The organism is Rathayibacter festucae DSM 15932 (assembly GCF_004011135.1).
Lineage (GTDB): Bacteria > Actinomycetota > Actinomycetes > Actinomycetales > Microbacteriaceae > Rathayibacter > Rathayibacter festucae.
The window spans coordinates 2,790,680-2,813,122 of record NZ_CP028137.1; the positions used below are offsets into that span (position 1 = coordinate 2,790,680).

A 22,443-nucleotide genomic window follows, 5' to 3' on the forward strand; every position below is an offset into this window, starting at 1 on the left:
CACTTCGAGTGCGGTCCGGGTTCGTTCCGGCGGGCTCGACCCCGTGACCGCGCGCATGACCGGATGCCGGGTAGCGAGCTCCCCCTCTCGTGGGCCCGGCATCCGGGTGCGCGGCGCACCCGAAGCGCTCCCGCGAGGCCTGCCGACAGGAGTCGGCGCCATGCTCGACACGACCACCGCCCCGCGCTCCAGCGCCGGGGCTTCCGGCACGGATCCCGATGACGTCCGGCCCGGTGACGAGTTCACCGCCGTCGTCTCCGACGAGCTCGAGTGGTGGCGCGTCGTCGCCGTGCTCGGCATCCGGGTGCTGGCGGAGCGCCTCGGCAGCGGCGACCGGCACAGCTTCACCCTCCGCTTCGTCCGCTACCGCCTGGCCGTCGCGGCCGAGGGCGGCGCCTAGGCGGCCTGTCCCGCCTGCACCGGTCGCCCGAGGCGGGCGAACATCCGGTCGAACACCCGGCGGCGGTCGAACTGCAGGGCGTACTCGCGCGCCGCGACGGCCCGCTGCGCCCGGTCCTCGGCGGTCAGCTCGAGCACCACGTGGTCCAGCAGCGCGGCGATCGTGTCCGGGGCGTCGACCGGGGTGATGAACGCGTGCTCGCCGACCGCCTCGCCGATGCCGCCGGTCAGGGTCGTGATGACGGGTCCGCCGCCCGCGAGCATCTTCTCCGCGAGCGCGATGCCGAAGGTCTCGACGAACTCCGGGCGCGGCTTGCTCGGCAGCACGAACGCCGAGCAGCCGGCCATCAGGTAGGGCTTCTCCGCGTCGCCGACGTCGTCGAGGAAGCGGATGCGGTGGGCCAGCGGCGACGCGGCCGCCAGGCGCCGCAGCTCCGCCTCCTGCGGACCGCGCCCGGCGATGACGAGCTCCCGGTCCGCGTGGACGGCGCTGCGCTCGTAGCCGGCGATCAGATCCTCGACGCCCTTCGCCTCCGTCAGCCGGGAGAGGAAGAGCACGTAGCCGTCGGTGCGCAGCCCGCGGGCGCGCACGACCTCGTCGACGACGGCCGGGTCGAGCCCGGTGTACGCGTCGGAGTCGATCGCCGGGTAGGAGATCTCGATGCGCGCGCGGCACTGCTCGGCGAAGCGGGTGCCGTGCACCGCGTCGATCCGCTCGGCCTCCTCGACGATCAGGTCGCGGGTGTACTCGGAGACGGCGACGCAGTGGTCCTGCGAGAGGTACGAGGCGAAGATGTGCGCGGCGGCGCCGAGGCGGCCCTCCTCGACCGCCCGGCGGACGACGTTCGTGACGTCGGAGCCGACCGCCTCGGCGATCGTCGTGACGTCGACCGGGAGTCCGGTGCTCCAGGCGGCGCGCAGGGCGTCCGCCACCGCGAGGGTGTGCGGGCTGAGGTAGAGGGAGAGGCAGACCGTGGGCACGCCGTCGGTGAACAGCTCGACCAGGCGGCCGACCATGCCGGCGAGGAAGCGGCCGTCCGGCACCTTGTAGTCGCCGACGGGCTCCGGGCGCTCGACGATGATGCCGTCGCTGTAGGGGAGGACGGCGTCGAGCGGCTTGAGCGGGAGGCCGGCGGCCTGGAGCCGCTCGATCGGCCAGGTGACGATCCGCACCTCGTCGAAGCCGCGCTCCAGGGCGGTCTCGGCGAGGTTGCGGGCCTCGACCGAGTGCCCGCAGATCACCGGATCCGCGCGGACCACGATGACGAGTCGGTTCTGCACGGTGTGGGCGTGCGTGCTCTGGTCCATGGTGCTCCTTCAGGGGTGATCGGTGCGGGCGGGGCGGGCGTGGTCAGGGCGTGCGGGGTGCTCAGTGCCGCGGGAACGACGGCGGGCGGTGCTCGGGGGCGCTCCCCCAGCCGGCCGGCTCGGCGCCGAGGTGCAGCGTCAGCGCGCCGCCGCGGTGCAGCTCGTCGGCGGTGATCCAGCTCGCGTCGAGCGGTGCGCCGTTCAGCTCCGCGGACTGCACGTACTGGACGGGGCCGCCCGGCACCGGCTCGACGAAGCCGGTGGTGCGCAGCTCGACGTCCGCCCCGCCCACCGCGATCGACGCCCGCGCGAAGGCCGGCGCGTTGACCAGCAGCAGCCCCTGGCCGGCGACCGGGAAGAGCCCGAGGCTCGCCCAGACGTACCAGGAGCTCAGGCCGCCGGAGTCGTCGTTGCCGGGCAGACCGCCGCGACCTGCGCCGAAGCGCTGGTGCAGCACCCCGTGCACGATCTCGGCCGTGCGGTCGGGGCGGCCTGCGTAGTGGTATGCCCACGGCGCGTCCATGTCGGGCTCGTTGTTCAGCCCCTCGAAGCGGCCGAGGGCCGCGCCCGCGAGCATCTCCGCGCGGTCCGGGCGCAGTCCCGGCTGCACGACGGGCTCGGCGCCGTAGCCGAAGAACTCGTCCAGCTGCGCGACGAAGGCGTCGTCGCCTCCGCTGATCGCGATGCGGCCGGCCATGTCGTGCAGCAGGCGGAAGGAGTAGTTGTGCCGCGTGCCCTCGTAGTAGGTCGAGTCCTTGAGCAGGCCGGAGCGCAGGTCGTAGGCGTTCACCCACTGGGCCGCCCGCTCCTCGAGCTGGTCGGCGAGGAGGTGGTCGCCGACGTGCCGCGCCACGACCGCGGTGCACCAGTAGCCGTGCGCGAGGTCGAGGGTGTGGCTGATCGGGTGCGCCTCCCCCGCCGCCAGGAACTCCTCGCCGTAGGTGCGCTTGAGGTCCTCGCCCATGTGCACGAGGGCCGCCTCCCAGTCGATGCCGGGCAGGCCGAGGCGGCAGAGATCGGCGAGGAAGGTGTGCGCGAGCGCGCTGCCCTGGCGGGAGAAGCGGTCGCTGCCCTTCGCCATCCGGTAGCCGATCGGGAAGTTGCCCTCCTCCTCGCAGATGGTGAGCAGCGCCGCGCCGATCTCGACCGCGCGCTCGGGCAGGAGGGCCGTGAGCAGCGGGAGCTGGGTGCGGTAGATGTCCCACATCGTGCTGAGGTCGAAGACGAACGGACCGTCGGTCGGCCAGAACGGGCTCTCGTCCGGCGCCAGGCAGGGCTTGATCAGCGAGTGGTAGAGCGCCGTGGCGAACACGGTCTCGCGCTCGGGCGAGGGGGTGTCCACGGCGATCGTGCGCAGGCGCTTCCGCCAGGTCTTGCGGGTGCGGTCGCGGCGCTGGTCGAAGCCGCCGGTCGTCGGCGGCACGTCGCGGTGCAGGTTCTCGCGGGCGCGCTCGGTGCCGCGGAGGGAGAAGCCCATCCGCAGCTCGACGGTCTGGCCGGCCGTGCTCGGACCGGCCCACATCAGCCCGAACGGGCGCAGGGTGGTCGGCCGGATGTGGTCGAAGTCGAGCCGGGTGCCGCCCGGCATCAGACGGCGGTCGTACCAGAGCATCTGCCGCCACTGCAGGGCGTCGCACTCGAGGTGGACGGCGAGCGGCGCGCCCTCCATGACGACCTCGCCGGCCGCGACGCCGGGCGAGACGGAGTGCAGCTGCGCGCGGAGCGGGATCGTCGCTCCGGAGGGGATCGCGAGGCCGCCGAGCGAGAGGTCGACGACCACGCGGGCGCTGCGGTGCTCGGGGAAGGTGTAGCGGTGCACGACCGAGGCGGGGCCGACGGTGAGCTCGGCGCGGATCCCGGAGGAGAGGGTCGCGGCGTAGTAGCCGGGCTCGGCGACCTCGTCCTCGATCGCCCAGCTGCGGCCGAGCTCGTCGAGCGGCTCGAGCATCGGCGTGACGCGGAGGTAGTTGTAGTACTTGCGGATCGCGCCGGTGCCGGACTGCTGGAAGTGCGTGAAGCCGGAGGCGACGAGGCCGTCCTGGATCGTCGGCGGGACGCCCTCGAGCGCGAGGTCGTAGCGGCCGTAGCCGGTCGGGTAGGCGCCGGAGTAGGAGCAGGCGGACACCATCCCGAGCGGGAAGGTCGCGCCCGGGTGCGTGTTGCCGATCTGCGGCTTGGGCGACCACCAGGTCGCCGCGAGCCCGGTCGCGTCGGGGAGCTGTGTCGCCTCGGTGCCGAGGAACGGGTCCACCCGCTCGATCACCGGGTGCCCACCCGTCCGTACCCCGCCGCCGCCATGCCGTGACGCTAGGCAGCGCGGGGGGACGCAGGGTGTCGCCCGGGTGTCGTGCGGGCGACGGGTCGGCGACCGGACGGGGCCGCCGACCCCTTGCCGCGGGCCTACGGGATCAGGCGCTCCGCGCGGTAGCGGTCGAACAGGGCCGTGAAGGAGTCGACGGTGCGGTGGTGCACACCGAAGCCGGCCAGGCGCGACTTGCTGATGTCGGTGACCACCTCGATCTGCCGGCCGAGGTCGGCGTCGGTGTGCCACCAGGAGGCGACGCGCTCGAGGTCGGGCTCGATCAGGTCGTGCTCGCGGACGAGGCGCTGCCAGACCTCGTCGGCGCCGGCCATCTGCTGCTCGAGGGGCTGCCGCTCCTCGCCGGGGCCGACGGGCTCGACGCCGAAGTGCTCGGCGATGCGCGACCACATCCAGCGCCAGCGGAAGACGTCGCCGTTGACGACGTTGAACGCCTCGTCGCGGCCCGCCTCCGACGTCGACGCCCAGAGCATCTGCTCGGCGAGGACGGTGGAGTCGGTCATGTCGGTGAGGCCGTTCCACTGCGTGAGAGAGCCGGGGAAGACGAACGGCGTGCCCTGCGCGCGGTGGATCGACGCGGCGACGGCCAGCGTGAGGCCCATGTTCATCGCGTTGCCGACCGCGTGGCCGATCACGGTGTGCGAGCGGTGCACCGACCAGGTGAAGCCGTCGCGCTCGGCGGCGGCGAAGAGCTCGTCCTCCTGCGCGTAGTAGAAGTTGGGCGCGTCGAGGCGCTCCTCCTCCTCGTGGAACGGGGTGTCGGGCATCGCGCCCTGGCCGTAGGCCTCGAACGGGCCGAGGTAGTGCTTGAGCCCGGTGACGAGCGCGACGTGCTGGAGCGGCGCGTGCGAGAGCGCGGCGAGGAGGTCGCGGACCATGCCGCCGTTGACGGCGATGTTCTCCTCCTCCGTGGCCTGGCGCGACCAGGCGGTGAAGAAGACGTGGGTCGGCTTCTCGTCGGCGAGGACGCGGGCGAGGTCCTCGGCGGAGCGGAGGTCGGCGGAGAGCGGGGTGACGCCGGGGCGCTCGGCGATCGGCCGGCGCGAGAGGGCGGTCACGGGCCAGCCGCGCTCGGTGAGCAGGTCGACGAGGGCGGAGCCGCCGATGCCGGTGGCGCCGACCACGAGGGCGCGCTGCTCGGGAGTGGGGGCCTCGGGAGTGGGGACGGTGGACGGGTCTGCTGCGGAAGTCATCCCTGAGGACAACGCGCGTCCCGGCCCGGCATTCCTGGGCGGGTCAGCCGACGGCGGGCAGCGGCTCGCCGTGGCCGTCGAAGGAGAGGCCGACACCGGCTTCGGCGCACTCCTCGGCGATCAGGTCGAGGGCGTTCCAGAAGGACGGATTGCGCACCGGCTTCCGGGCGAGGGTGCTCTGCAGTGCGGACTTCGCCGAGCGCGCCGCGTCGACCGCGGTCGAGGTGGAGGACTCGTACTGCAGCGCGTCGAGGGCGGCTTCGAACGCCTCGCGGTTCGCCGTCGCGGGGTCCGCCGCGAAGGCGTTCCACGACTCCTCGACGGGTGGGCAGAGGGCCGGGTCCTGGGCCCGGCCGGGGAGCGCGCAGGCGGTGAGGAGGAGGACGGGCGCGGCGAGGAGCGCTGCCGCCGCTCTGCATCTCCACCTCATCCGAGTGAGGGTACCGTCCGTCCGGGATCGCAGTGTCGGAGGCACGGGGTAGCGTCGGTGGGTGCGTGCTCCGTGGAAGAACCGTGAACCCGGGGCGCGGCTCCCCCGCGATGTGAAGGTCCTCGGGATCGTCGCGTTCTTCGTGATGCTGGGGTTCGGGGTCGTCGTGCCGGTGCTGCCGGTGTACGTGCGGAGCTTCGGGGTCGGCTACGTCGAGGTCGGGGCGGTGGTGTCGGCGTTCGCGCTGATGCGGCTGGTCGCGAATCCGTTCGTCGGGCCGCTGGTCGACCGGGTCGGCGAGCGCATCGTGCTGGCCGTCGGCATCGGGATCGTCGCGGTGTCCAGCGCGCTCGTCGGGCTGGCCGGCGACTACGCGCACCTGCTGCTGCTGCGCGGGGCGGGCGGGATCGGCTCCGCGATGTTCTCGGTCGCGGCGATGACGCTGCTGCTGCGGACGGCGGATCCGGAGCGGCGGGGCAGGTCGATCGGCTTCTACCAGGGCGGGTTCCTGCTCGGCGGCATGGCGGGACCGGCCGTCGGCGGCGTGCTGACGGCGATCTCGCTGACCGCTCCCTTCTTCTTCTACGCGGGCACGCTCGCGATCGCCGGGATCGTCGGGCTGGTGCTGCTGCAGCGGCCGGACCGCGAGGCCGACGCGAAGGCGGCGACCGCGGTCGCGAAGCCGATGCGCGAGGTCGCGCGCGACCGGCGGTACCAGAGCGCGGTGCTCGCGAACTTCGCGCTCGGCTGGTCGGCGATGGGCGTCCGGGCGACGCTCGTGCCGGTGCTCGTCGTCGAGGGGCTGGGCGACGAGCCGGCCTGGACGGGCATCGCCTTCGCCATCGCGGCGGTGGTGCAGACGATCGCGCTGGCGCCGGCCGGGCGCTTCGTCGACACGGTCGGGCGTCGGCCTGCGCTGATCGGCGGGTTCGCCGTCGCGGCCGTCGCGATGCTGGCGATGCCGCTGGTGCACGAGCTGTGGCTGCTCATCGCGCTGCTCTGCGTGTACGGAGCGGCGGCCGCGTTCATGGGGACGGCGCCGGGCGCGCTCGTGGGCGATGCGGCGGGCGAGCGCGGCGGCAAGCCGGTGTCGTTCTTCCAGGCGGCGTCGGACCTCGGCGGGGTCGTCGGGCCGCTGCTGGCGGGGGCGCTCGCGGACGCGGCGTCGCCGACGGCGGCCTTCGCGTCGGCCTTCGTGCTGCTCGGGCTGACCGCGGTGGTCGGACTGCGCGTGCCGCGGCGCTGAGCCACGCGGGATCTCCTGGGAAGAGACGCCCGCAGGCAGGCTGGTCGAGTAGCTGCGGAGCGGCGTATCGAGACCCGCCGTGACCAGCAGGCCGGGTCTGCAGACCTCCGTCGGACGCCGGTGGATCTCGATACGCCCGCTGCGCGGGCTACTCGATCAGCCGGGACGAGGGCACGCCGGTGAGGCGTCCCGCACTGGTCGAGGCGTCCAGCAGCACCTGGACGCCTCGACCGTCCGAGGACGTCTCGGCGCGAGCGGGGTCAGGTGTTGCGGCCGCGGGCGTCGACGGGCCAGGTGGTGGTGCTGCCGTCGGCGAGGAGGACGCGGTAGTCGTCGGCGAGGTTGACGGCGACGCAGACGTGGTTGGGGGCGATGCGGATCCGGGTGCCGAGCGGGAGGTCGACGCCGGTGATGGTGGCGTGGTGCTCCGAGAGGACGGTGATGCGGGCCTCGGGGTGCTCGAGGAGGCGGCCGAAGCCGGTCGAGGCGGCACCGCGATCGGAGGAGAGCACCTTGCTGCCGGCGTCGGCGATCAGGTGGTCGTCGCGGCGGGCGACGATCGTCGCCAGCACGGTGACCGCGATCGACTCCGGGCCGATGGTGCCGATCTCCCACTGCTGCGCGTCGCCCAGCGCCGAGACGCCCGGCCGCAGCTCGGTGAGGACGCCGGCGTCGGCGAACTCGAGGGACGGAGTCGAGCCTCCGCTGATCACGCGGGCCGGGACTCCGGCGCCGGCGAGCGAGGCCGCGGCGGCGCTCAGCGCGGCGGCCTCGTCGCGGGCCGCGGCGCGGCGGCCGTCGAGGGCGTAGCTGTGGCCGGGGAAGGTGAAGACGCCGACCACGTCGAGCCCGGCCTCGGCCGCGGCGGCGGCCACCGCGCCGGCCTCCTGCGGCGGCACTCCGCTGCGGTGGTGGCCGGAGTCGACCTCGACGACGACCTCGAGGCCGGCGGGGATCGCCGCGGCGAGCCGGCGCGCCGACTCCGCGGAGTCGACGCCGACCCGGACCCGCGCCCGCTCGAGCACGCCGCGCAGCCGGGCCGCGCGCTCGGCGTCGAGCCAGAGCGGATAGGCGATGAAGAGGTCCTCGACACCGCCGGCCGCGAGCACCTCGGCCTCCGACACGGTCGCGACGGTGAGGCCGACCGCGCCGGCCGCCAGCTGCCGCCGGGCGATCTCGATCGACTTGTGGGTCTTGGCGTGCGGGCGCAGCGCGACGCCCCGATCGCGGGCCGAGCGGGCGGTGGCCGCGATGTTGCGGTCGAGGACCGCCTCGTCGAGCACGAGCGCGGGCGTGGGGACGCTGTCCGGAATGCGAGGCACGGGGCGATCATAGGGCGGCTCTCCTCTACGGTGAAGGAGACGACGAGCGGCGGGGGGCGGCGACTCGACCGAGCCGGAGACCCGAAGGAGCGCCGCATGCGCGAGCAGGAAGCCCGATCCCACCACGAGGAGTCCGCGGCGCGCGCGGCCACCTTCGGTCAGGGCATGCTGACCGCGACGTACGCGCTCCGGCACGAGAAGGGGCTCGACGTCGTGTTCCTGCTCCGCGGCACCGGCCCCGACTTCCTGATCGGCATGGGCGCTGCCTCGGACGACTTCCGCTCCGTCCTCTCCATCGGCCTCGACAGCCGCGACGGCGTGCTCCGCACCACCGCGAGCCACACGATCGACGGCCGCCGCCGCGGCGTCCCCGCGCGGGTGGTCTACCGGAGCGACGGAGCCCTGGTCGTCGAGGCGAGCCCGCTGCCGCTGCGCGACCGGCCCGCGTCGCTCAAGTGCTGGTCGTTCGTCCGCTCGGGCGAGGAGGAGCACTACTCCGACGTCGTCGGCTTCGTCGCGCCGTCGCTCGCCACCCTGCCGCCCGTGCCGCTGAAGACGCGGCCGCGGGCTCAGGCGCGCCGCTAGGGTCCGTCGGACCGGAGACCGCCGTCGCGAGCACTCGGGATCGCGTCCGACAGGCCCTAGGGTGTGGTCAGGCCGGTCCGCCGCCGGTCGCCCGCGCCCGACGGAAGGCCGAGCTCCATGGATCCCGACGACTCCCCGACCCTCGAGCAGGCGCCGCCGCAGCGACGGATCGTCACCACCCGCACCGGCGCCGTGGTCGCGGTCGGCGTGCTCGGCGCGGTGATGCGCACCGAGGGTGCCATCTACGGCACTGTGCTCTCGATCACGCTGATCGCCGTCGGCTGGGACAAGGACACGGACCTCGACGTCCTGCTGTTCCTGCTCGGCTCGGTGACGGTGTTCTGGGTCGCGCACCTCTACTCCGGGACGATCGCGCGCCTGCCCGAGTCGGATCCGACTCCGCGCACCGTGCTCGCCGCCGTGCGGGACACCGCCCGGCACTCGATCGGGATGATCGCCGCGATGGTCGTGCCGGCGCTGCTGCTCGCGCTCGGGCCGCTCGGGGTGCTGGACGAGTGGACGGCGTACTACCTGGCGCTCGGAGCGGGTGTCGCGATCCTCGCGGCGCTCGGCTACCTGATGTCGGCGCGGCGCGGCAGCTCGTGGAAGCGGCGGGTGCTGAGCACGCTCGTGACGACGCTGCTCGGGTTCGTCGTGGTGTGGCTCAGCACGCTGGTGCACTGAGCTGCTGATGCACTGAGCTGCTGGTGCACTGAGCTGCTGATGCACTGAGCCCTCGACGTGCGACGGGCGCGGCTGCCAGGCTGACGGGATGACCTCTCAGCCCTCCGCGCTCCGCCCCTTCGGCCCGTCCGGCGCCCTGGTGACCCGGCTCACCCTCGGCACCTCCTGGAACCCCGACCGCGTCGGCGCGCTCGACACGGTGCCCGCGCTCGAGCGCGTGCTCCACTCCGGCGCCGACCGCGCCGTCTCGGTGATCGACACCTCCAACGAGTACGCGCTCGGGCACAGCGAGCGGCTGATCGGCGAGGCGCTGCGGGCCCGCGGCGGGGTCCCGGAGGGGATCACCGTCGTCACGAAGCTCGACCGCGACCCGGAGACCGGCAGCTACTCGGCCGAGCGGATGCGCCGCAGCCTCGATGAGAGCCGCGAGCGCCTGGGCATGGACGTGCTGCCCCTGCTCTACCTGCACGACCCGGAGCGCATCTCCTACGACGAGGCCTTCGCCGAGGACGGCCCGGTCCGCGCGCTCGTCGCGATGAAGGAGGCCGGCGTCGCGCTCTCCATCGGCATCTCGGGCGGGCCCGCGCCGATGCTGCACCACTACGTCGACACCGGGCTGTTCGACGCGGTGATCACGCACAACCGGTTCACGCTGGTCGACCGCTCCTCCGAGGAGCTGATCGACGCCTCCGTCGCGCGCGGCGTCATCGTGGTGAACGCCGCGGTCTACGGGGGCGGGGCGCTCGCGCGCTGGCCCGAGCCGGTCCGCAGCTACGCCTACGCGCCCGCGCCGCAGGAGATCGTCGACGCGGTCGCCGCGATGGGCGAGGCCTGCGAGCGGGCGGGCGTGCCGCTGGCCGCCGCCGCCCTGCAGTTCTCGACCCGGGACCCGCGGGTGACGACGACGGTGGTCGGCGCGACGAGCGCCGAGCACTACGACGCGTTCGTCGCGGACGACGCGCTCGACATCCCGGACGCGCTGTTCGAGGAGCTGGAGTCGCTCGCGCCGCCGAGCTCGGTCTGGCAGGAGGCGCCCGGGGCGACCTGGCCGCGCTGAGCGACGGCGCGGGGACGGCCATCGCGCGACAGCGGGCATACCCGGGACGCTCCGTCGGTTGGCCCTGAGATGACCGACGCACCTCGCACCACCACCGACTCCCCCGCCCTCTTCCAGCCGCTGACCCTCCGCTCCCGCACGGCGCGCAACCGCGTCTGGGCCGCGCCGATGTGCCAGTACTCGGTGGAGGCGCAGGACGGCGTGCCGACGCCGTGGCACCTCGTGCACCTCGGCTCGCTCGCGCGCGGCGGGGCGGGGGTGGTGATCGTCGAGGCGACCGGCGTCGTGCCCGAGGGGCGGATCAGCCCCTGGGACACCGGGCTCTGGAACGACGCGCAGCAGGCGGCCTGGGCGCCGATCGTCGACTTCGTGCACGGGCAGGGCGCCCTCGCCGGCATCCAGCTCGCGCACGCGGGCCGCAAGGCGTCCACCTACCGCGAGTGGAGCGGGCGCGGCTCCGTCCCCGTCGACGAGGGCGGCTGGGAGACCGTCGCCCCCTCCGCCGTCGCGTTCGAGGGCTACGCGGTGCCGCGGGCGCTCGACGCCGAGGAGCTGCCGGGCCTCGTCGAGGCGTTCCGCGCCTCCGCCCGCCGTGCCGTGGACGCGGGCTTCGACGTGATCGAGCTGCACGCGGCGCACGGCTACCTGCTGCACCAGTTCCTCTCGCCGCTCTCGAACCACCGCGAGGACGCCTACGGCGGATCGCTGGAGAACCGCGCGCGGCTCCTGCTCGAGGTCGTCCGCGCGGTGCGGGCCGAGATCGGCGAGCTGCCGCTGCTGGTGCGCTTCTCCGCCACCGACTGGGCCGAGGGCGGCTGGACGCTCGAGGAGACGATCCGGGTCTCGGAGTGGGCGCGCGACGAGGGCGTCGACCTCTTCGACGTCTCGACCGGCGGGCTCGTGAAGGGCACCGACATCCCGGTGGCGCCGCTCTACCAGGTGCCGTTCGCGCGCGAGGTGGGCCGGGCGACCGGCGCTCCCGTCGGGGCGGTCGGGCTGATCACGACGGCCGAGCAGGCCGAGGGCGTGGTGGCCGGCGGCGACGCGGACGTCGTGCTGCTGGCGCGCGAGCTGCTGCGCGACCCGCACGCGCCGTCGCGGATGGCGCGCGAGCTCGGGGCTCCGCTCGGTCTGGTGCCGCCGCAGTACGCACGCGCCTGGCGCTGAGACGACGAAGGGCCGGGGGCGTCACCGCCTCCGGCCCTTCACATCGTTCTGCTACTTCTCGTCCGCCTCGCCCTCGGAGTCGCTCGGGGCGTCCTCCTCGGGGTTGAAGTGCGAGTCGCCCGAGACGCCCAGGGCGATCCCGTCCTCGGAGTCGGGGATGGTGCCCTCGGTGCCGAGGCCGCCGTCCTCAGGAGTGCCGGTGTCCGGGGTGCTGTCGTCCGACATCGTGGCTCAGGCCTCGACGTCGCCGCGCCAGGCGCCGTCCGGCGAGCCCTTGGACTCGATGTACTCCTTGAAGTTCTTGAGGTCCTTCTTGACCGCGTGGCTGCCGGCGCCGACGAGCGAGCCGACGGTCTCGAGGAAGCCCTCGGGCTCCCAGTCGAGCTGCACGGTGACGCGGGTCTCGGTGTCCGAGAGCTTGTGGAAGGTGACGACGCCGGCGTGGTCGGTCTCGCCGCCGGTGCTGTTCCAGGCGACGCGCTCGTCGGGGTGCTGCTCGGTGATGTTGGCCTCGAACTCGCGCTCGACGGGGCCGACCTTCACCTTCCAGACGGTGAGGACGTCGGTGACCTGCTGGATGGACTCGACCTCGTCGAGGAACTTGGGGAACTCCTCGAACTGCGTCCACTGGTTGTACGCGACGGACACGGGGACGTTGACGTCGACGGTCTCGATGATCTGCGACACGGTAGTGCTCCTTGATGTCTCACTCGGTGTGCGGCAGGCCGCTGCTGCGGTCGCCTCCCTCGACGGTAGAGGCGAGCCGCCTGGGAGTTCACGTGGTTGCGGCTGGACGCAGACGTGGTACAACCCGGGAGCGACGGCCGCATGCTGGTCGAGCAGCCGCGGAGCGGCGTATCGAGACCCGACGTCTTCAGGACGGTGGATCTCGATACGCCCTCTGCGAGGGCTACTCGATCAGCATGAGGCGCGGGTCAGTCGTCGGTGCCTACGTAGCGGTAGGCGGTGAAGGTCGGGGTGCCGGTCGTCGCGGAGAGGCCGAGGACGCGGCCGGTGAAGGAGGTGGCGGTCTCCGCGGTGAAGGAGCGGCCGTCGATGCGGGCGAGGGTGCGGGAGACGCCGCCGGCCTCCGCGCGGAGGACGAGGAAGTCGCTCGTCATCTGGCCGGGGCCGAAGCCGACGCCGCCGTCGCGCTCCGACTCCAGCATCAGCGTCACCGGGCCCTCGGGCAGCTCGGCGGTCCACTCCTGCTCGAAGGAGGGGATCACGGCGCGGGCGGTGACCCGCGTGCCGGAGCCGGTCGACTCCGCCTCGACCGACGCGAAGGTCGTCTCGTCGTAGCGGACGGCCAGCCCGCCGACACCGGCCGAGACGTCGACCACCACCGAGGCCTGCATCGTCTGCGTGAGCTGGCGGCGCCCGACGAACGTCGGCTGCGGGTGGCGCAGGGTGCGCCCCTCCCCCGGCAGCGACAGCCGGCCGTCCGCCACGGTGGCGAGCGCGCTCGGGAGGCGGCGCACGCCGATCCAGCCCGCGTCGAGCGGCCCGGAGAAGTCGACGTCGTCGCGCAGCGGACCGCGCGGCGCGAGCGCGACGGGCTCGGCGACCGGCCAGCCGTCCACCCAGGACACCCGGGTGACGAAGGTCTCGCGGCCGAGCGCCGAGAAGGCGCGGGTCGCGCCGCGCGGGCGGACACCGAGCAGCACGATCAGCGTCGAGCCGTCGGGGCCCTCCACCAGGTCGCCGTGGCCGGTGTTCTGCACCGGGCGGGTGGTGCCGCGGGCGGTGAGGAACGGGTTGCCGGGCGCGGTCTCGAACGGGCCGGTCGGCGCGTCGCTCCGGGCGATCGAGACGCCGTGGCCGCGCTCCGTGCCGCCCTCGGCGATGAGGAGGTACCACTGCTCGCCGCGCCGGTACAGGTGCGGCGCCTCCGGGAAGCCGCCGCCGGTGCCCGACCAGAGCGAGCGCGGCTCCTCCAGGATGCGGCCGGCCGCGAGGTCGACCCGCACCTGCTGGATGCCGAGGTGCGCGCCGGCCTCCTCGCCGCTCAGGATCAGGCCGGAGTAGGTGACGTACGCGGTGCCGTCCTCGTCCCAGGCGAGGTCCGGGTCGATGCCCTGCAGCGGACCGCCGTCGGCATCGGTCAGGACGGTGCCGTCGCTCCACTCGCCGGCCGGGTCCGCCGCGGTGAAGACGACGGTGCCGACTCCCGCGGGGACCGAGACGATCACGTGGAAGAGGCCGTCGTGGTGCCGGATCGTCGGCGCCCAGACGCCGAGGCCGGTGGGCACCTCCTCCACACGGATCTGCTCGGCGCGGGTCGCGACGTTGCCGACGTGCTCCCAGGTCTCGAAGTCGGTGCTGCGGTACACGGGGATGCCGGGCAGGTACTCGAACGTCGAGGTGACCAGGTGGTAGACGCCGTCGACGCGGACGACGCTGGGGTCGGGGTTGAAGCCGGGGATCAGCGGGTTCGGGAACGGGGCGCCGACCCCGCCCTGCGCGACTCCGCCCGGCACGACGCCGCCGCTCACGCGCGCAGCTCCAGCTCGGTCACCAGCGGGACGTCCTCGAGCGAGGTGCCGAGGCGGATCGTGAACGCTCCGGCCTCGTACTCCCAGCCGTCGTTCCACGTGGCGAGCAGTCGCGTCGGCACCGTGACGGCGATCTGCGCGCTCGCGCCCGCCTCCAGCGTCGCGCTCTCGAAGCCGACCAGCCAGCGCACCGGGCGCTCGACGGCGGAGTCGCGGCGCTCGGCGTAGGCCTGCAGCACGACCTTGCCGGCGCGCTCGCCGGTGTTGATGACGTCGACGAGGAGCGCGACGTCCTCGCCGTCGCGCACGGGCTCGGGCGTCGAGACCGAGACGAGCTCGAACGTGGTGTAGCCGAGGCCGTGGCCGAAGACGTAGGCCGGCTCGACCTCGCTGCGCAGCCAGGCGCGGTAGCCGATGTGGATGCCCTCGTCGTAGTGCAGCTCGCCGTCGGTCGGCAGCGTGGAGAGGACGGGGACGTCCTCGATCGCGACCGGCCAGGTGGTGGGCAGGCGCCCGCCGGGCTCGGCGCGGCCGAGCAGGACGTCGGCGACCGCGTCGCCCATCTCCTGGCCGCCGAAGTAGCCGACCAGCACGGCCGCGACCTCGTCGCGCCACGGCAGCAGCACCGGGGCGCCGGCGTTGACGACCACGACGGTGCGCGGGTTGACCGCGGCCACGGCGCGCACGAGCGCGTCCTGCTGGCCCGGCAGGTCGAGGGAGCTGCGGTCGTAGCCCTCGGACTCGACCGCGGAGTTGGTGCCGACCACCACGAGGGCGACGTCGGCGTCGCGGGCGAGCGCCACCGCCTCCGCGATCAGCTCGTCGGCCGGGGTGTCCTCGGGCTCGAGGCCGTAGGTGAAGCCGAGCGCACCCTCGAGGTCGCCCTCGGCGTGCACGATGTCGTACTCGATCCGGATGTCGACGGGCGTGCCGGCGGTGACGGTCAGCGGCGCGGAGACCGACGGCGGGGCGAGCAGCGCGGCGCCGAGGTCGGAGCCGACGGCGGCGAGGGTCTCCTCGAGGAAGAGCGCGCCGTCGACGTAGACGCGGGCGGTGCCGGCGACGGCGAAGCCCAGGCGGACGGTCGCGTCGGCGGCGGGGGTGAGGATCGTCGAGAACTCGACCCGGGCCGAGGCCGCGATCGGGGCGGTGCCGCCGAACCAGACCAGCGAGGTGGCACGGCGGTCCTCGACGAACAGCTCGGCGCCGTCCTCGGCGAGGAAGCGGACGCGCTGGCCGGGCTCGCCGGTGACCGGGTTGGTGATCGTCTCGAGGACGAGCGGGGCGACGCCGTCCTGCACGACCGCGCCGAGCGCGTAGTCGACGCGGGCGTGCGGCAGGGCGGCGCGGACGCCGTCGAGCGGAGTGACGACCTTCTCGGGCAGGACCGTCGCGGATCCGCCGCCCTGGGTGCGCGCCTCGCGGGCGTTGTGGCCGATCACGGCGACGGAGGTGAGCGCCGAGGCGTCCCAGGGCAGCTCGCCCTCGTTGCGCAGCAGGACGCTGCCGGCCGCGGCGGCCTCGCGGGCGAAGGCGCGGCCGTCCTCGACGAGCACCGGCTCGGCGACGGCGGGGGCGAAGCCCTCGAGCGCGCCGACGCGGGCGGCGAGGCGGAGGATGCGGCGGACCTTGCGGTCGACGACGGACTCCTCGATCGAGCCGTCGCGGACGGCGGCGACCAGCGCCGCGCCCCACGGACCGTCGGGGCCGGGCATGACCAGGTCCTGCGCCGCGCGGGCGCTGTCGACGGTGCGGACCGCGGTCCAGTCGCTGATGACGACGCCGTCGAAGCCCCACTCGCTGTTCAGCGGGGTCTCCAGCAGGTCGCTCTCGGTGGCGGTGGTGCCGTTGATCGAGTTGTAGGAGCTCATCACCAGCCAGGCACGGGTCTCGACGATCGCGCGCTCGAAGGCGAGCAGGTAGAGCTCGCGGAGGGCGCGGTCGCCGACCCGGACGTCGACCGTGAAGCGGTCGGTCTCGGAGTCGTTCGCGATGTAGTGCTTGGGAGTGGCGCCGACGCCGTTCTCCTGTACGCCGGCCACGTAGGCGGCGGCGAGGTCGGCGGTGAGCACCGGGTCCTCGCTGAAGCCCTCGAAGTGGCGGCCGCCGAGCGGGGAGCGGTGCAGGTTGATGGTCGGGCCGAGGACGACGTCGACGTCCTTGCGGCGCGCCTCGACCGCGGCGGCGGCGCCGTAGCGGCGGGCGATCGAGCGGTCCCAGGAGGAGGACAGCGCGGTGGCGGAGGGCAGGTTGAGCGAGGGCGAGCGCTCGTCCCACACCTCGCCGCGGACGCCCGACGGGCCGTCCGAGACGAGCATGCGGCGCAGGCCGATCCTCTCGATCGGCCAGGTGGTCCAGAAGTCGCGGCCGGTGAGCAGCTGCACCTTCTCCTCGAGGTCGAGGCGCCCGATCAGCTCGGTGAGCAGGGCGTCGGCGTCGGGTCCCTCGGCCGGGATGCGGGGAGCAGTGGAGGTGTCGGTCACGGTGACTCTTTCTCTCTCGGGAGGCGACGTCGTCGTCCCTCAAAACCTAGCAGCAGTAAGTTTCTGACGGTGCGCCCCGCCCCGGCCCCTTCCGCGAGATGCCACTTATGAGCGCGACACGCCGTGCGATCGCGTCATAAGTGGCATCTCGCGGGGAGGGGAGGGACGCGCGCGCGTCCGGGGGGGGCGGGCGTCAGGGGTGGGCGGCCACGAAGGCGCGGCGCTCCTCGCGGCGGGTGGCCTGGCGGACCGGGTCGGCGACCGGGGCCGCCAGGAAGAGGCGCTGGGTGTAGGCGTGCTCCGGGCGGGAGGTGACCTGGTCGCCGTCGCCCCACTCCACGATCTCGCCGTGGTACATCACGGCGACGCGGTGCGAGAGGTGCCGCACGACGGCGAGGTCGTGCGAGACGAAGAGGTACGCGACTCCGGTGCGCTCCTGGATCTCGGTGAAGAGATCGAGGACGCGCGCCTGGGTGGAGAGGTCCAGCGCCGAGACGGGCTCGTCGCAGACGATCAGCCGCGGCTCGAGGGCGAGCGCCCGGGCGATCGCGATCCGCTGGCGCTGACCGCCGGAGAACTCGCGCGGCAGGCGGTCGGCCGCGGACTGCGGCAGCCCCACCTGGTCGAGCAGCTCGCGCACCCGCTGGGAGGCGACCTTGGCGTCGACCTTCCGCACGGTGAGCGGCTCGACCAGGATCTGCTCGATCGTCAGCGACGGGTTGAGCGAGGTGTACGGGTCCTGGAAGACGACCTGGATCTCGGAGGAGAGCCCGCGGCGCTGACGCCGGTCGAGGTGCGCGATGTCGCGCCCGTTGTAGAGGATCTCGCCGCCGGTGACCGGGGCGAGCCCCAGCACCGCGCGGCCGAGCGTGGTCTTGCCCGAGCCGGACTCGCCGACCAGGCCGACGGTCTCGCCGGGGCGGATGTCGAGCGAGACGCCCTTGAGCGCCTGGAACGGCTTCGCGCGGAAGCCCTTGCCCGGGTACTCGACGACGACGTCCTTGACGTCCAGCAGCAGCTCGGAGGGTGCGGCGGGTGCGGCGCTCATCGGCTCGACTCCTTCACGGCGGTGGTGGCGACGAGCGGACCGCGGGCGGGCCCCTCCTCGAGGATCGCGTCGAACAGGGCGCGGGTGTAGGGGTGACGGGGGTCGGCGAAGATCGAGCGCACGGGCCCGGTCTCGACGATCCGGCCGTCGCGCATGACCGAGACGCGGTCGCACAGGTCGGCGACGACACCGAAGTTGTGCGTGACGAGGATCATGCCCATGTTCAGCTCCGACTGCAGCTCGCGGAGCAGGTCGAGCACCTCGGCCTGCACCGTGACGTCGAGCGCGGTGGTCGGCTCGTCGGCGATCAGCAGGTCGGGGTCGCAGGAGACGGCGCCGGCGATCAGCACGCGCTGGGCCATGCCGCCGGAGACCTCGTGCGGGTAGGCGTCGAAGGTGCGCTGCGGGTTGGGGATGCCGACCCGGGCGAGCAGGCCGAGCGCCCGCTCCTTCGCCGCCGCCTTGGAGAGGCCGAGGCAGATCCGCATCGGCTGCACGAGCTGCGTGCCGATGGTGAAGGACGGGTCGAGGTTCGACATCGGCTCCTGCGGGATGTACGCGATGCGCTTGCCGCGGAGCTTCGTCATCTCCTTCTCCGACAGGTGCGCGAGGTCCTTGCCGTCGAAGACGATCGAGCCGCCGGTGATCCGGCCGCCCTCGGGCAGCAGGCGCAGCACCGACCAGGCGGTCTGCGTCTTGCCCGAGCCGGACTCGCCGATCAGGCCGTGGATCTCGCCGCGGCGGACCGCGAGCGACACGTCGTGCACGACCGTCTTCACCGAGCCGTCGTTCTGGCCGTAGCCGACCGAGAGGTTCGTGACGCGGAGGATCTCCTCGGCGCTGCGGGCGCCGGCCTCCTCCTCGTGCACGACGGTCTTGGGCGCCGCGGCGTCCTCGTCGAGCATGGTCTGGACGCCGATGGTGGACAGGCTGGTCGGCACCGTCGCGGGCGCCGAGGCCGACTTGCGCTTCTTCGAGCGCTTGGCTCCGGAGGCGCTGCGCTCGAGCTCGTCGCGCATCGCGTTGCCCAGCAGGGTCAGCGCGATGGAGGTGAGCGCGATCGCGAGGCTCGGCCAGAGCATCAGGATCGGGGCGTTGAAGACGTTGGAGAAGCCGTCGTTGAGCATCGACCCCCAGGTGGGGATCGACAGGTCTCCGAGGCCGAGGAACTCGAGTCCGGCCTGGATCGCGATCGCGATGCCGGCGACCAGGGAGGCCTGGATGATGACGGGAGCGCGGACGACGGTGAGGATGTGCCGGGCGATGATCCGGCCGTTGCTGAGTCCGGAGACCCGGGCCGCGTCGACGAAGAGCTCGCCGCGCACCGCGGTGACGGAGGCGTAGACCAGCCGGTGGAAGGCCGGCGAGAGCAGGACGCCGAAGATGGCCATCGAGAGCCACATCGACGGGCCGATGACGGCGCGGGCCGCCAGCAGGACGACGAAGCCGGGCAGCGCCATCACGAGGCCGGAGGTCCAGGCCGAGACCGAGTCGAACCAGCCGCCGAAGTAGCCGGCCAGCAGTCCGCTGGTGACGCCGATCACGACGGCGACGGCGAGCGCGACCAGGGCGCCGGCGAGGCTGAACTGCGTGCCGAAGAGCAGGCGCGAGAGGACGTCGCGGCCGGCGCTGTCGGCGCCGAGCAGGTGCGCGGCGCCGGGCTCGGCGAGCACGTCCTGCAGCGAGGCGCGGTTCGGGTCGGCCGGCGCGAGCAGCGGCGCGAAGATCCCGGAGAGGACGACGATCGCGAGGAAGACGAGCGAGACGAGCCCGACCGGGTTGTGCAGCAGGCGGCGGAAGAGGTGCGTGCGGGCGGCGCGCTCCTCCACTCCGACCGACGGGGTGCTGGCGGGCAGCGGAGTCGTGGCGGTCATGAGAGTCGCACCTTCGGGTTGAGCCAGCCCTGGAGCAGGTCGATGAGCAGGTTGACGATGACGACGATGATCGCGGTGATCAGCACGAGGCCCATCACCAGAGGGATGTCGCCCTGGGTGGTCGCGGTGACCGCGACCTGGCCGAGACCGGGGATCGCGAAGATCTGCTCGACGATGACGGCGCCGCCGAGGAGGCCGATGAACTGCACGGCGAGGACGGCGAGCGCAGGGCCGCCGGCGTTCCGCAGCACGTGCTGGAAGACGATCCGGTTCGCGGGCAGGCCGCGCGAGCGCAGGGTCCGCACGTAGTCCTGGCGGAGCGCGTCGATGACGGAGCCGCGGACCTGCTGGGCGACGCCGGCGATGCCGCCGATCGCGAGGGCGATGATCGGCAGGGTGACCGTGGCGATCCAGCCCGAGAACGAGTCGGTGAGGTTGACGTAGCCGGTGGGCTTGAACCAGCGGAGGTTGATCGCGAAGACGGTGACGAGGCCCAGCGCGATGAGGAAGCCGGGGATCGCGAAGCCGAGGATCGACACCAGCTGCACGAGCTTGTCGGCCCAGCCGCGGCGGACCGCGGCCCAGACGCCGAGCACGACCGCGACGATCGCGGAGATGATCGTGGCGCCGATGACCAGGGAGAGCGTGACGGTGACGCGGGTGGAGATGGCGGTGGTGACCGCCTGCCCGGTGAACCAGGAGCTGCCGAGGTCGCCGGTGACGGCGTGGCCGAGCCAGCCGAGGTACTGCGACCAGATCGGCTGGTCGAGGCCGAGCTGCGCGGCGCGCTGGGCGACCGCCTCCGGCGTCGCGTTCTGCCCGAGGATGCGGCGGGCGATGTCGCCGCCGCCGAGATAGAGGAGTGCGTAGGCGACGACGGAGATCAGCACCACGAGGATGATCCCCGAGACGACGCGTCGCAGGATGAACCTGGTCATCAGTGGTCCTTCGAACGGAGGAGGGCGCGGGCCTGATCAGCGGATCGGTGACGCGCGGAGAAGAGGGAGCGGGGGCCGGCCGTGAAGCCGGCCCCCGCTGATCCGGATCAGGCCGGGGTGATGTTCCAGAGGTACGGGTAGGCGTTGCCCGTCTGGGTCTCGACCTTGGTGTTCGCGTCGGTCACGAAGCTCGACTGCTGGCGGTACCAGGGGGCGAACCAGGCGTTCTCGACCGTGTAGGCGTTGACGGCCTGGACGGCGGCGGCGTAGCCGGACTCGTCCGCGGTGCGGACGGCCTCGATCAGCGTCTCGAGCTCGGGGTCGGCGTTCTTGAAGGGGTTGAAGATCGCGTTGGGGCTGAGCTCGAAGTTGATCAGGGCCCAGTCGGGGTCCTGCTGCAGCGTGAGCCAGGTCGCGGCGTACTTCGGGGCGAGGACGTCGGCGATGAAGTTGTTGCCGGCGTCGGTGTAGGTGACGGTGATGCCGACCTCGGAGAGCTGCTGCTGGATCAGCGTGAAGGTCGAGGAGCCGATGAGCGAGCTCGAGGGCATGTTCAGCTCGAAGCCGTCCGGGTAGCCGGCCTCGGCGAGCAGCTCCTTGGCCTTCTCGGGGTCGTAGGGGTAGTCGTCGTCGAGCGACTCGTCGTAGCCCTCGGAGGAGGTCGGGAAGATCTGCGTGGTCGGGGTGCCGTAGCCCTGGCCGATGGCCTTCAGCAGCGACTCCTTGTCGAACGCGTAGTTGATGGCCTGGCGGACGCGGACGTCCTTCAGGGCCGGCGCGATGGTGCCGTCGCGGTCGAGCAGCAGCAGACCGGTCCAGTTGAGCTCGAAGGCGTTGACGGTGAAGCCCGACGCCTCGATCTCCTTGAGGTCGTTGTTGTCGACCGTGTTGGCCGCGTTGACCTGACCGCCCTTGATCGCGTTCACCAAAGCGGTGGAGTCGCTGTAGACGTTGATGTTCAGGTTGTCGTAGTGGACCGAGTCCTCGTCCCAGTAGCCGTCGCGCTTGGTGAAGGCGTAGGAGGTGCCGATCACGGTCTTGGCCGCGTCGAGCTCGTAGGGGCCGGAGCCGACCGGGACGGTCTGGATGTCGGCGGACTCGAAGGCGGAGGGCGCCTCGACGAGGCCGGCGTTCTGGGTCAGGTAGAAGAGGAACGTCGGGTTGGCCTGCTTGAGGGTCACCGTGACGGTCGAGGCGTCGGTCGCGACCGCGTCGGCGAGGTCGGCCATCTTGTTCGTGTCGGGCGAGTTGCCGTCGCGGAAGCGGATCAGGTTCTGCGCGACGGCGTCGGCGTCGAGCGTCGATCCGTCGGAGAAGGTCACGCCGTCGCGGATCTTCAGGGTGAGGACCGTGTTGTCCTCGTTGTAGGTCCACTCGGAGGCGAGGCCCTCGGTGATGGTGCCGTCGGGCTCGGCCCGGAGCACGCTGTCGTAGACGGCCTGCATGTAGGGCGACTCGTTGGCCCAGTACGAGTCCGCCGCGGCGAACGTCGACAGGGTCTGGATCGCACCCAGCGTGAGCGTCTCGCTCGAGCCGCCGGAGGCGCCTCCGCCGGAGTCGGCCGCGCAGCTGGTCAGGCCGACCATCGTGGTGACGGCGATCGCAGCGGCCGCCAGCCTCTTCCATCGGAACATCTTCGGTCTCCAGGTTCTCCCGGTTCTCCCATGAACCGGTGCCGAGGAAGCTAACACGAAAAACAGACGACCCCTAGGTTTTTGAGAGAAAAACTTCGGCCCGTTAGGTTTTCGTGATTCTCGTGACCGTTCACATCCGGGAGCGCCTCCGGAACTGTGCTCTGACGGGGGCGTCTCCGAAAGCCGAATCCGCCCGGGGTTTTTGACTAAGAAACCTCAAAGGGTTAGGTTTCTCGCACCGGAGGCTCCGTGCCCCCTCG

19 protein-coding genes are annotated in these 22,443 nt (G+C 72.9%); 6 read left to right on the top strand and 13 right to left on the bottom strand.

The genetic code is table 11. From position 1 onward, the window contains the following. Positions 1 to 160 precede the first annotated feature (160 nt). Complete coding sequence (locus C1I64_RS12875) at positions 161 to 400, top strand: hypothetical protein (RefSeq protein WP_123446661.1); 240 nt, start codon at positions 161 to 163, stop codon at positions 398 to 400. Here the strand turns inward: C1I64_RS12875 and C1I64_RS12880 are convergent. From C1I64_RS12880 to C1I64_RS12895, 4 genes are all read right to left on the bottom strand, one after another. Then, positions 397 to 1,707: a glycosyltransferase gene (locus C1I64_RS12880; RefSeq protein ID WP_123446662.1), complete on the bottom strand. Its 1,311-nt coding sequence runs from the start codon at positions 1,705 to 1,707 to the stop codon at positions 397 to 399. The genes C1I64_RS12875 and C1I64_RS12880 overlap by 4 nt on opposite strands. A gap of 61 nt (positions 1,708 to 1,768) precedes the next feature. After that, positions 1,769 to 3,970, bottom strand: coding sequence for a glycoside hydrolase domain-containing protein (locus C1I64_RS12885; protein ID WP_127887468.1), 2,202 nt, complete (start codon positions 3,968 to 3,970; stop codon positions 1,769 to 1,771). Positions 3,971 to 4,107: 137 nt separating this feature from the next. Further along, entirely contained in the window at positions 4,108 to 5,220 is a 1,113-nt protein-coding gene (locus C1I64_RS12890; RefSeq protein WP_127887469.1) for an SDR family oxidoreductase, read from the bottom strand. A 43-nt stretch (positions 5,221 to 5,263) separates the two neighbouring features. Further along, positions 5,264 to 5,650 (bottom strand): hypothetical protein, encoded by a 387-nt coding sequence (locus tag C1I64_RS12895; protein ID WP_127887470.1) that lies wholly within the window; start codon positions 5,648 to 5,650, stop codon positions 5,264 to 5,266. 61 nt (positions 5,651 to 5,711) lie between these two features. Here C1I64_RS12895 and C1I64_RS12900 point away from each other — a divergent pair, with 61 nt between their 5' ends. Continuing rightward, on the top strand, positions 5,712 to 6,896 hold the full coding sequence (locus C1I64_RS12900) for an MFS transporter (protein ID WP_243587693.1): 1,185 nt from the start codon (positions 5,712 to 5,714) through the stop codon (positions 6,894 to 6,896). 260 nt (positions 6,897 to 7,156) lie between these two features. On the opposite strand, the gene C1I64_RS12905 is transcribed toward C1I64_RS12900, so the two are convergent. After that, positions 7,157 to 8,218 carry an alanine racemase gene (locus C1I64_RS12905; RefSeq protein ID WP_208645124.1) on the bottom strand — a complete coding sequence of 354 codons (1,062 nt, stop codon included), beginning with the start codon at positions 8,216 to 8,218 and terminating at the stop codon, positions 7,157 to 7,159. Positions 8,219 to 8,314: 96 nt separating this feature from the next. Here C1I64_RS12905 and C1I64_RS12910 point away from each other — a divergent pair, with 96 nt between their 5' ends. The 4 genes from C1I64_RS12910 (at position 8,315) to C1I64_RS12925 (ending at position 11,711) form a co-directional block, all read left to right on the top strand. Beyond that, the gene (locus C1I64_RS12910; RefSeq protein WP_127887471.1) at positions 8,315 to 8,803 is read left to right on the top strand and encodes a hypothetical protein; all 489 of its coding nucleotides are present in this window, start codon (positions 8,315 to 8,317) and stop codon (positions 8,801 to 8,803) included. A 117-nt stretch (positions 8,804 to 8,920) separates the two neighbouring features. Beyond that, positions 8,921 to 9,487 carry a hypothetical protein gene (locus C1I64_RS12915; protein WP_127887472.1) on the top strand — a complete coding sequence of 189 codons (567 nt, stop codon included), beginning with the start codon at positions 8,921 to 8,923 and terminating at the stop codon, positions 9,485 to 9,487. An 88-nt stretch (positions 9,488 to 9,575) separates the two neighbouring features. Further along, positions 9,576 to 10,544 carry an aldo/keto reductase gene (locus tag C1I64_RS12920; RefSeq protein ID WP_127887473.1) on the top strand — a complete coding sequence of 323 codons (969 nt, stop codon included), beginning with the start codon at positions 9,576 to 9,578 and terminating at the stop codon, positions 10,542 to 10,544. 69 nt (positions 10,545 to 10,613) lie between these two features. Continuing rightward, on the top strand, positions 10,614 to 11,711 hold the full coding sequence (locus C1I64_RS12925; RefSeq protein WP_127887474.1) for an NADH:flavin oxidoreductase/NADH oxidase: 1,098 nt from the start codon (positions 10,614 to 10,616) through the stop codon (positions 11,709 to 11,711). 51 nt (positions 11,712 to 11,762) lie between these two features. Here the strand turns inward: C1I64_RS12925 and C1I64_RS20135 are convergent, their stop codons facing one another. The 8 genes from C1I64_RS20135 to C1I64_RS12960 form a co-directional block, all read right to left on the bottom strand. Further along, entirely contained in the window at positions 11,763 to 11,936 is a 174-nt protein-coding gene (locus C1I64_RS20135) for a hypothetical protein (RefSeq protein WP_164874539.1), read from the bottom strand. Positions 11,937 to 11,942: 6 nt separating this feature from the next. Beyond that, the gene (locus C1I64_RS12930; RefSeq protein ID WP_123446671.1) at positions 11,943 to 12,398 is read right to left on the bottom strand and encodes an SRPBCC family protein; all 456 of its coding nucleotides are present in this window, start codon (positions 12,396 to 12,398) and stop codon (positions 11,943 to 11,945) included. Positions 12,399 to 12,646: 248 nt separating this feature from the next. Next, positions 12,647 to 14,206: a glycoside hydrolase family 43 protein gene (locus C1I64_RS12935; protein ID WP_244209474.1), complete on the bottom strand. Its 1,560-nt coding sequence runs from the start codon at positions 14,204 to 14,206 to the stop codon at positions 12,647 to 12,649. Then, positions 14,203 to 16,689 (bottom strand): glycoside hydrolase family 3 protein, encoded by a 2,487-nt coding sequence (locus tag C1I64_RS12940; RefSeq protein WP_127887475.1) that lies wholly within the window; start codon positions 16,687 to 16,689, stop codon positions 14,203 to 14,205. The genes C1I64_RS12935 and C1I64_RS12940 overlap by 4 nt, the downstream gene beginning before the upstream one ends. Before the next feature lie 193 nt (positions 16,690 to 16,882). Beyond that, positions 16,883 to 17,737: an ATP-binding cassette domain-containing protein gene (locus C1I64_RS12945; protein ID WP_127887476.1), complete on the bottom strand. Its 855-nt coding sequence runs from the start codon at positions 17,735 to 17,737 to the stop codon at positions 16,883 to 16,885. Then, entirely contained in the window at positions 17,734 to 19,611 is a 1,878-nt protein-coding gene (locus C1I64_RS12950; RefSeq protein ID WP_127887477.1) for a dipeptide/oligopeptide/nickel ABC transporter permease/ATP-binding protein, read from the bottom strand. The genes C1I64_RS12945 and C1I64_RS12950 overlap by 4 nt, the downstream gene beginning before the upstream one ends. Beyond that, positions 19,608 to 20,549, bottom strand: a complete 942-nt coding sequence (locus C1I64_RS12955) for an ABC transporter permease (protein WP_123736712.1) — start codon at positions 20,547 to 20,549, stop codon at positions 19,608 to 19,610. The genes C1I64_RS12950 and C1I64_RS12955 overlap by 4 nt, the downstream gene beginning before the upstream one ends. 107 nt (positions 20,550 to 20,656) lie before the next feature. Continuing rightward, positions 20,657 to 22,183, bottom strand: coding sequence for an ABC transporter substrate-binding protein (locus C1I64_RS12960; protein ID WP_123736711.1), 1,527 nt, complete (start codon positions 22,181 to 22,183; stop codon positions 20,657 to 20,659). Positions 22,184 to 22,443 lie beyond the last annotated feature (260 nt).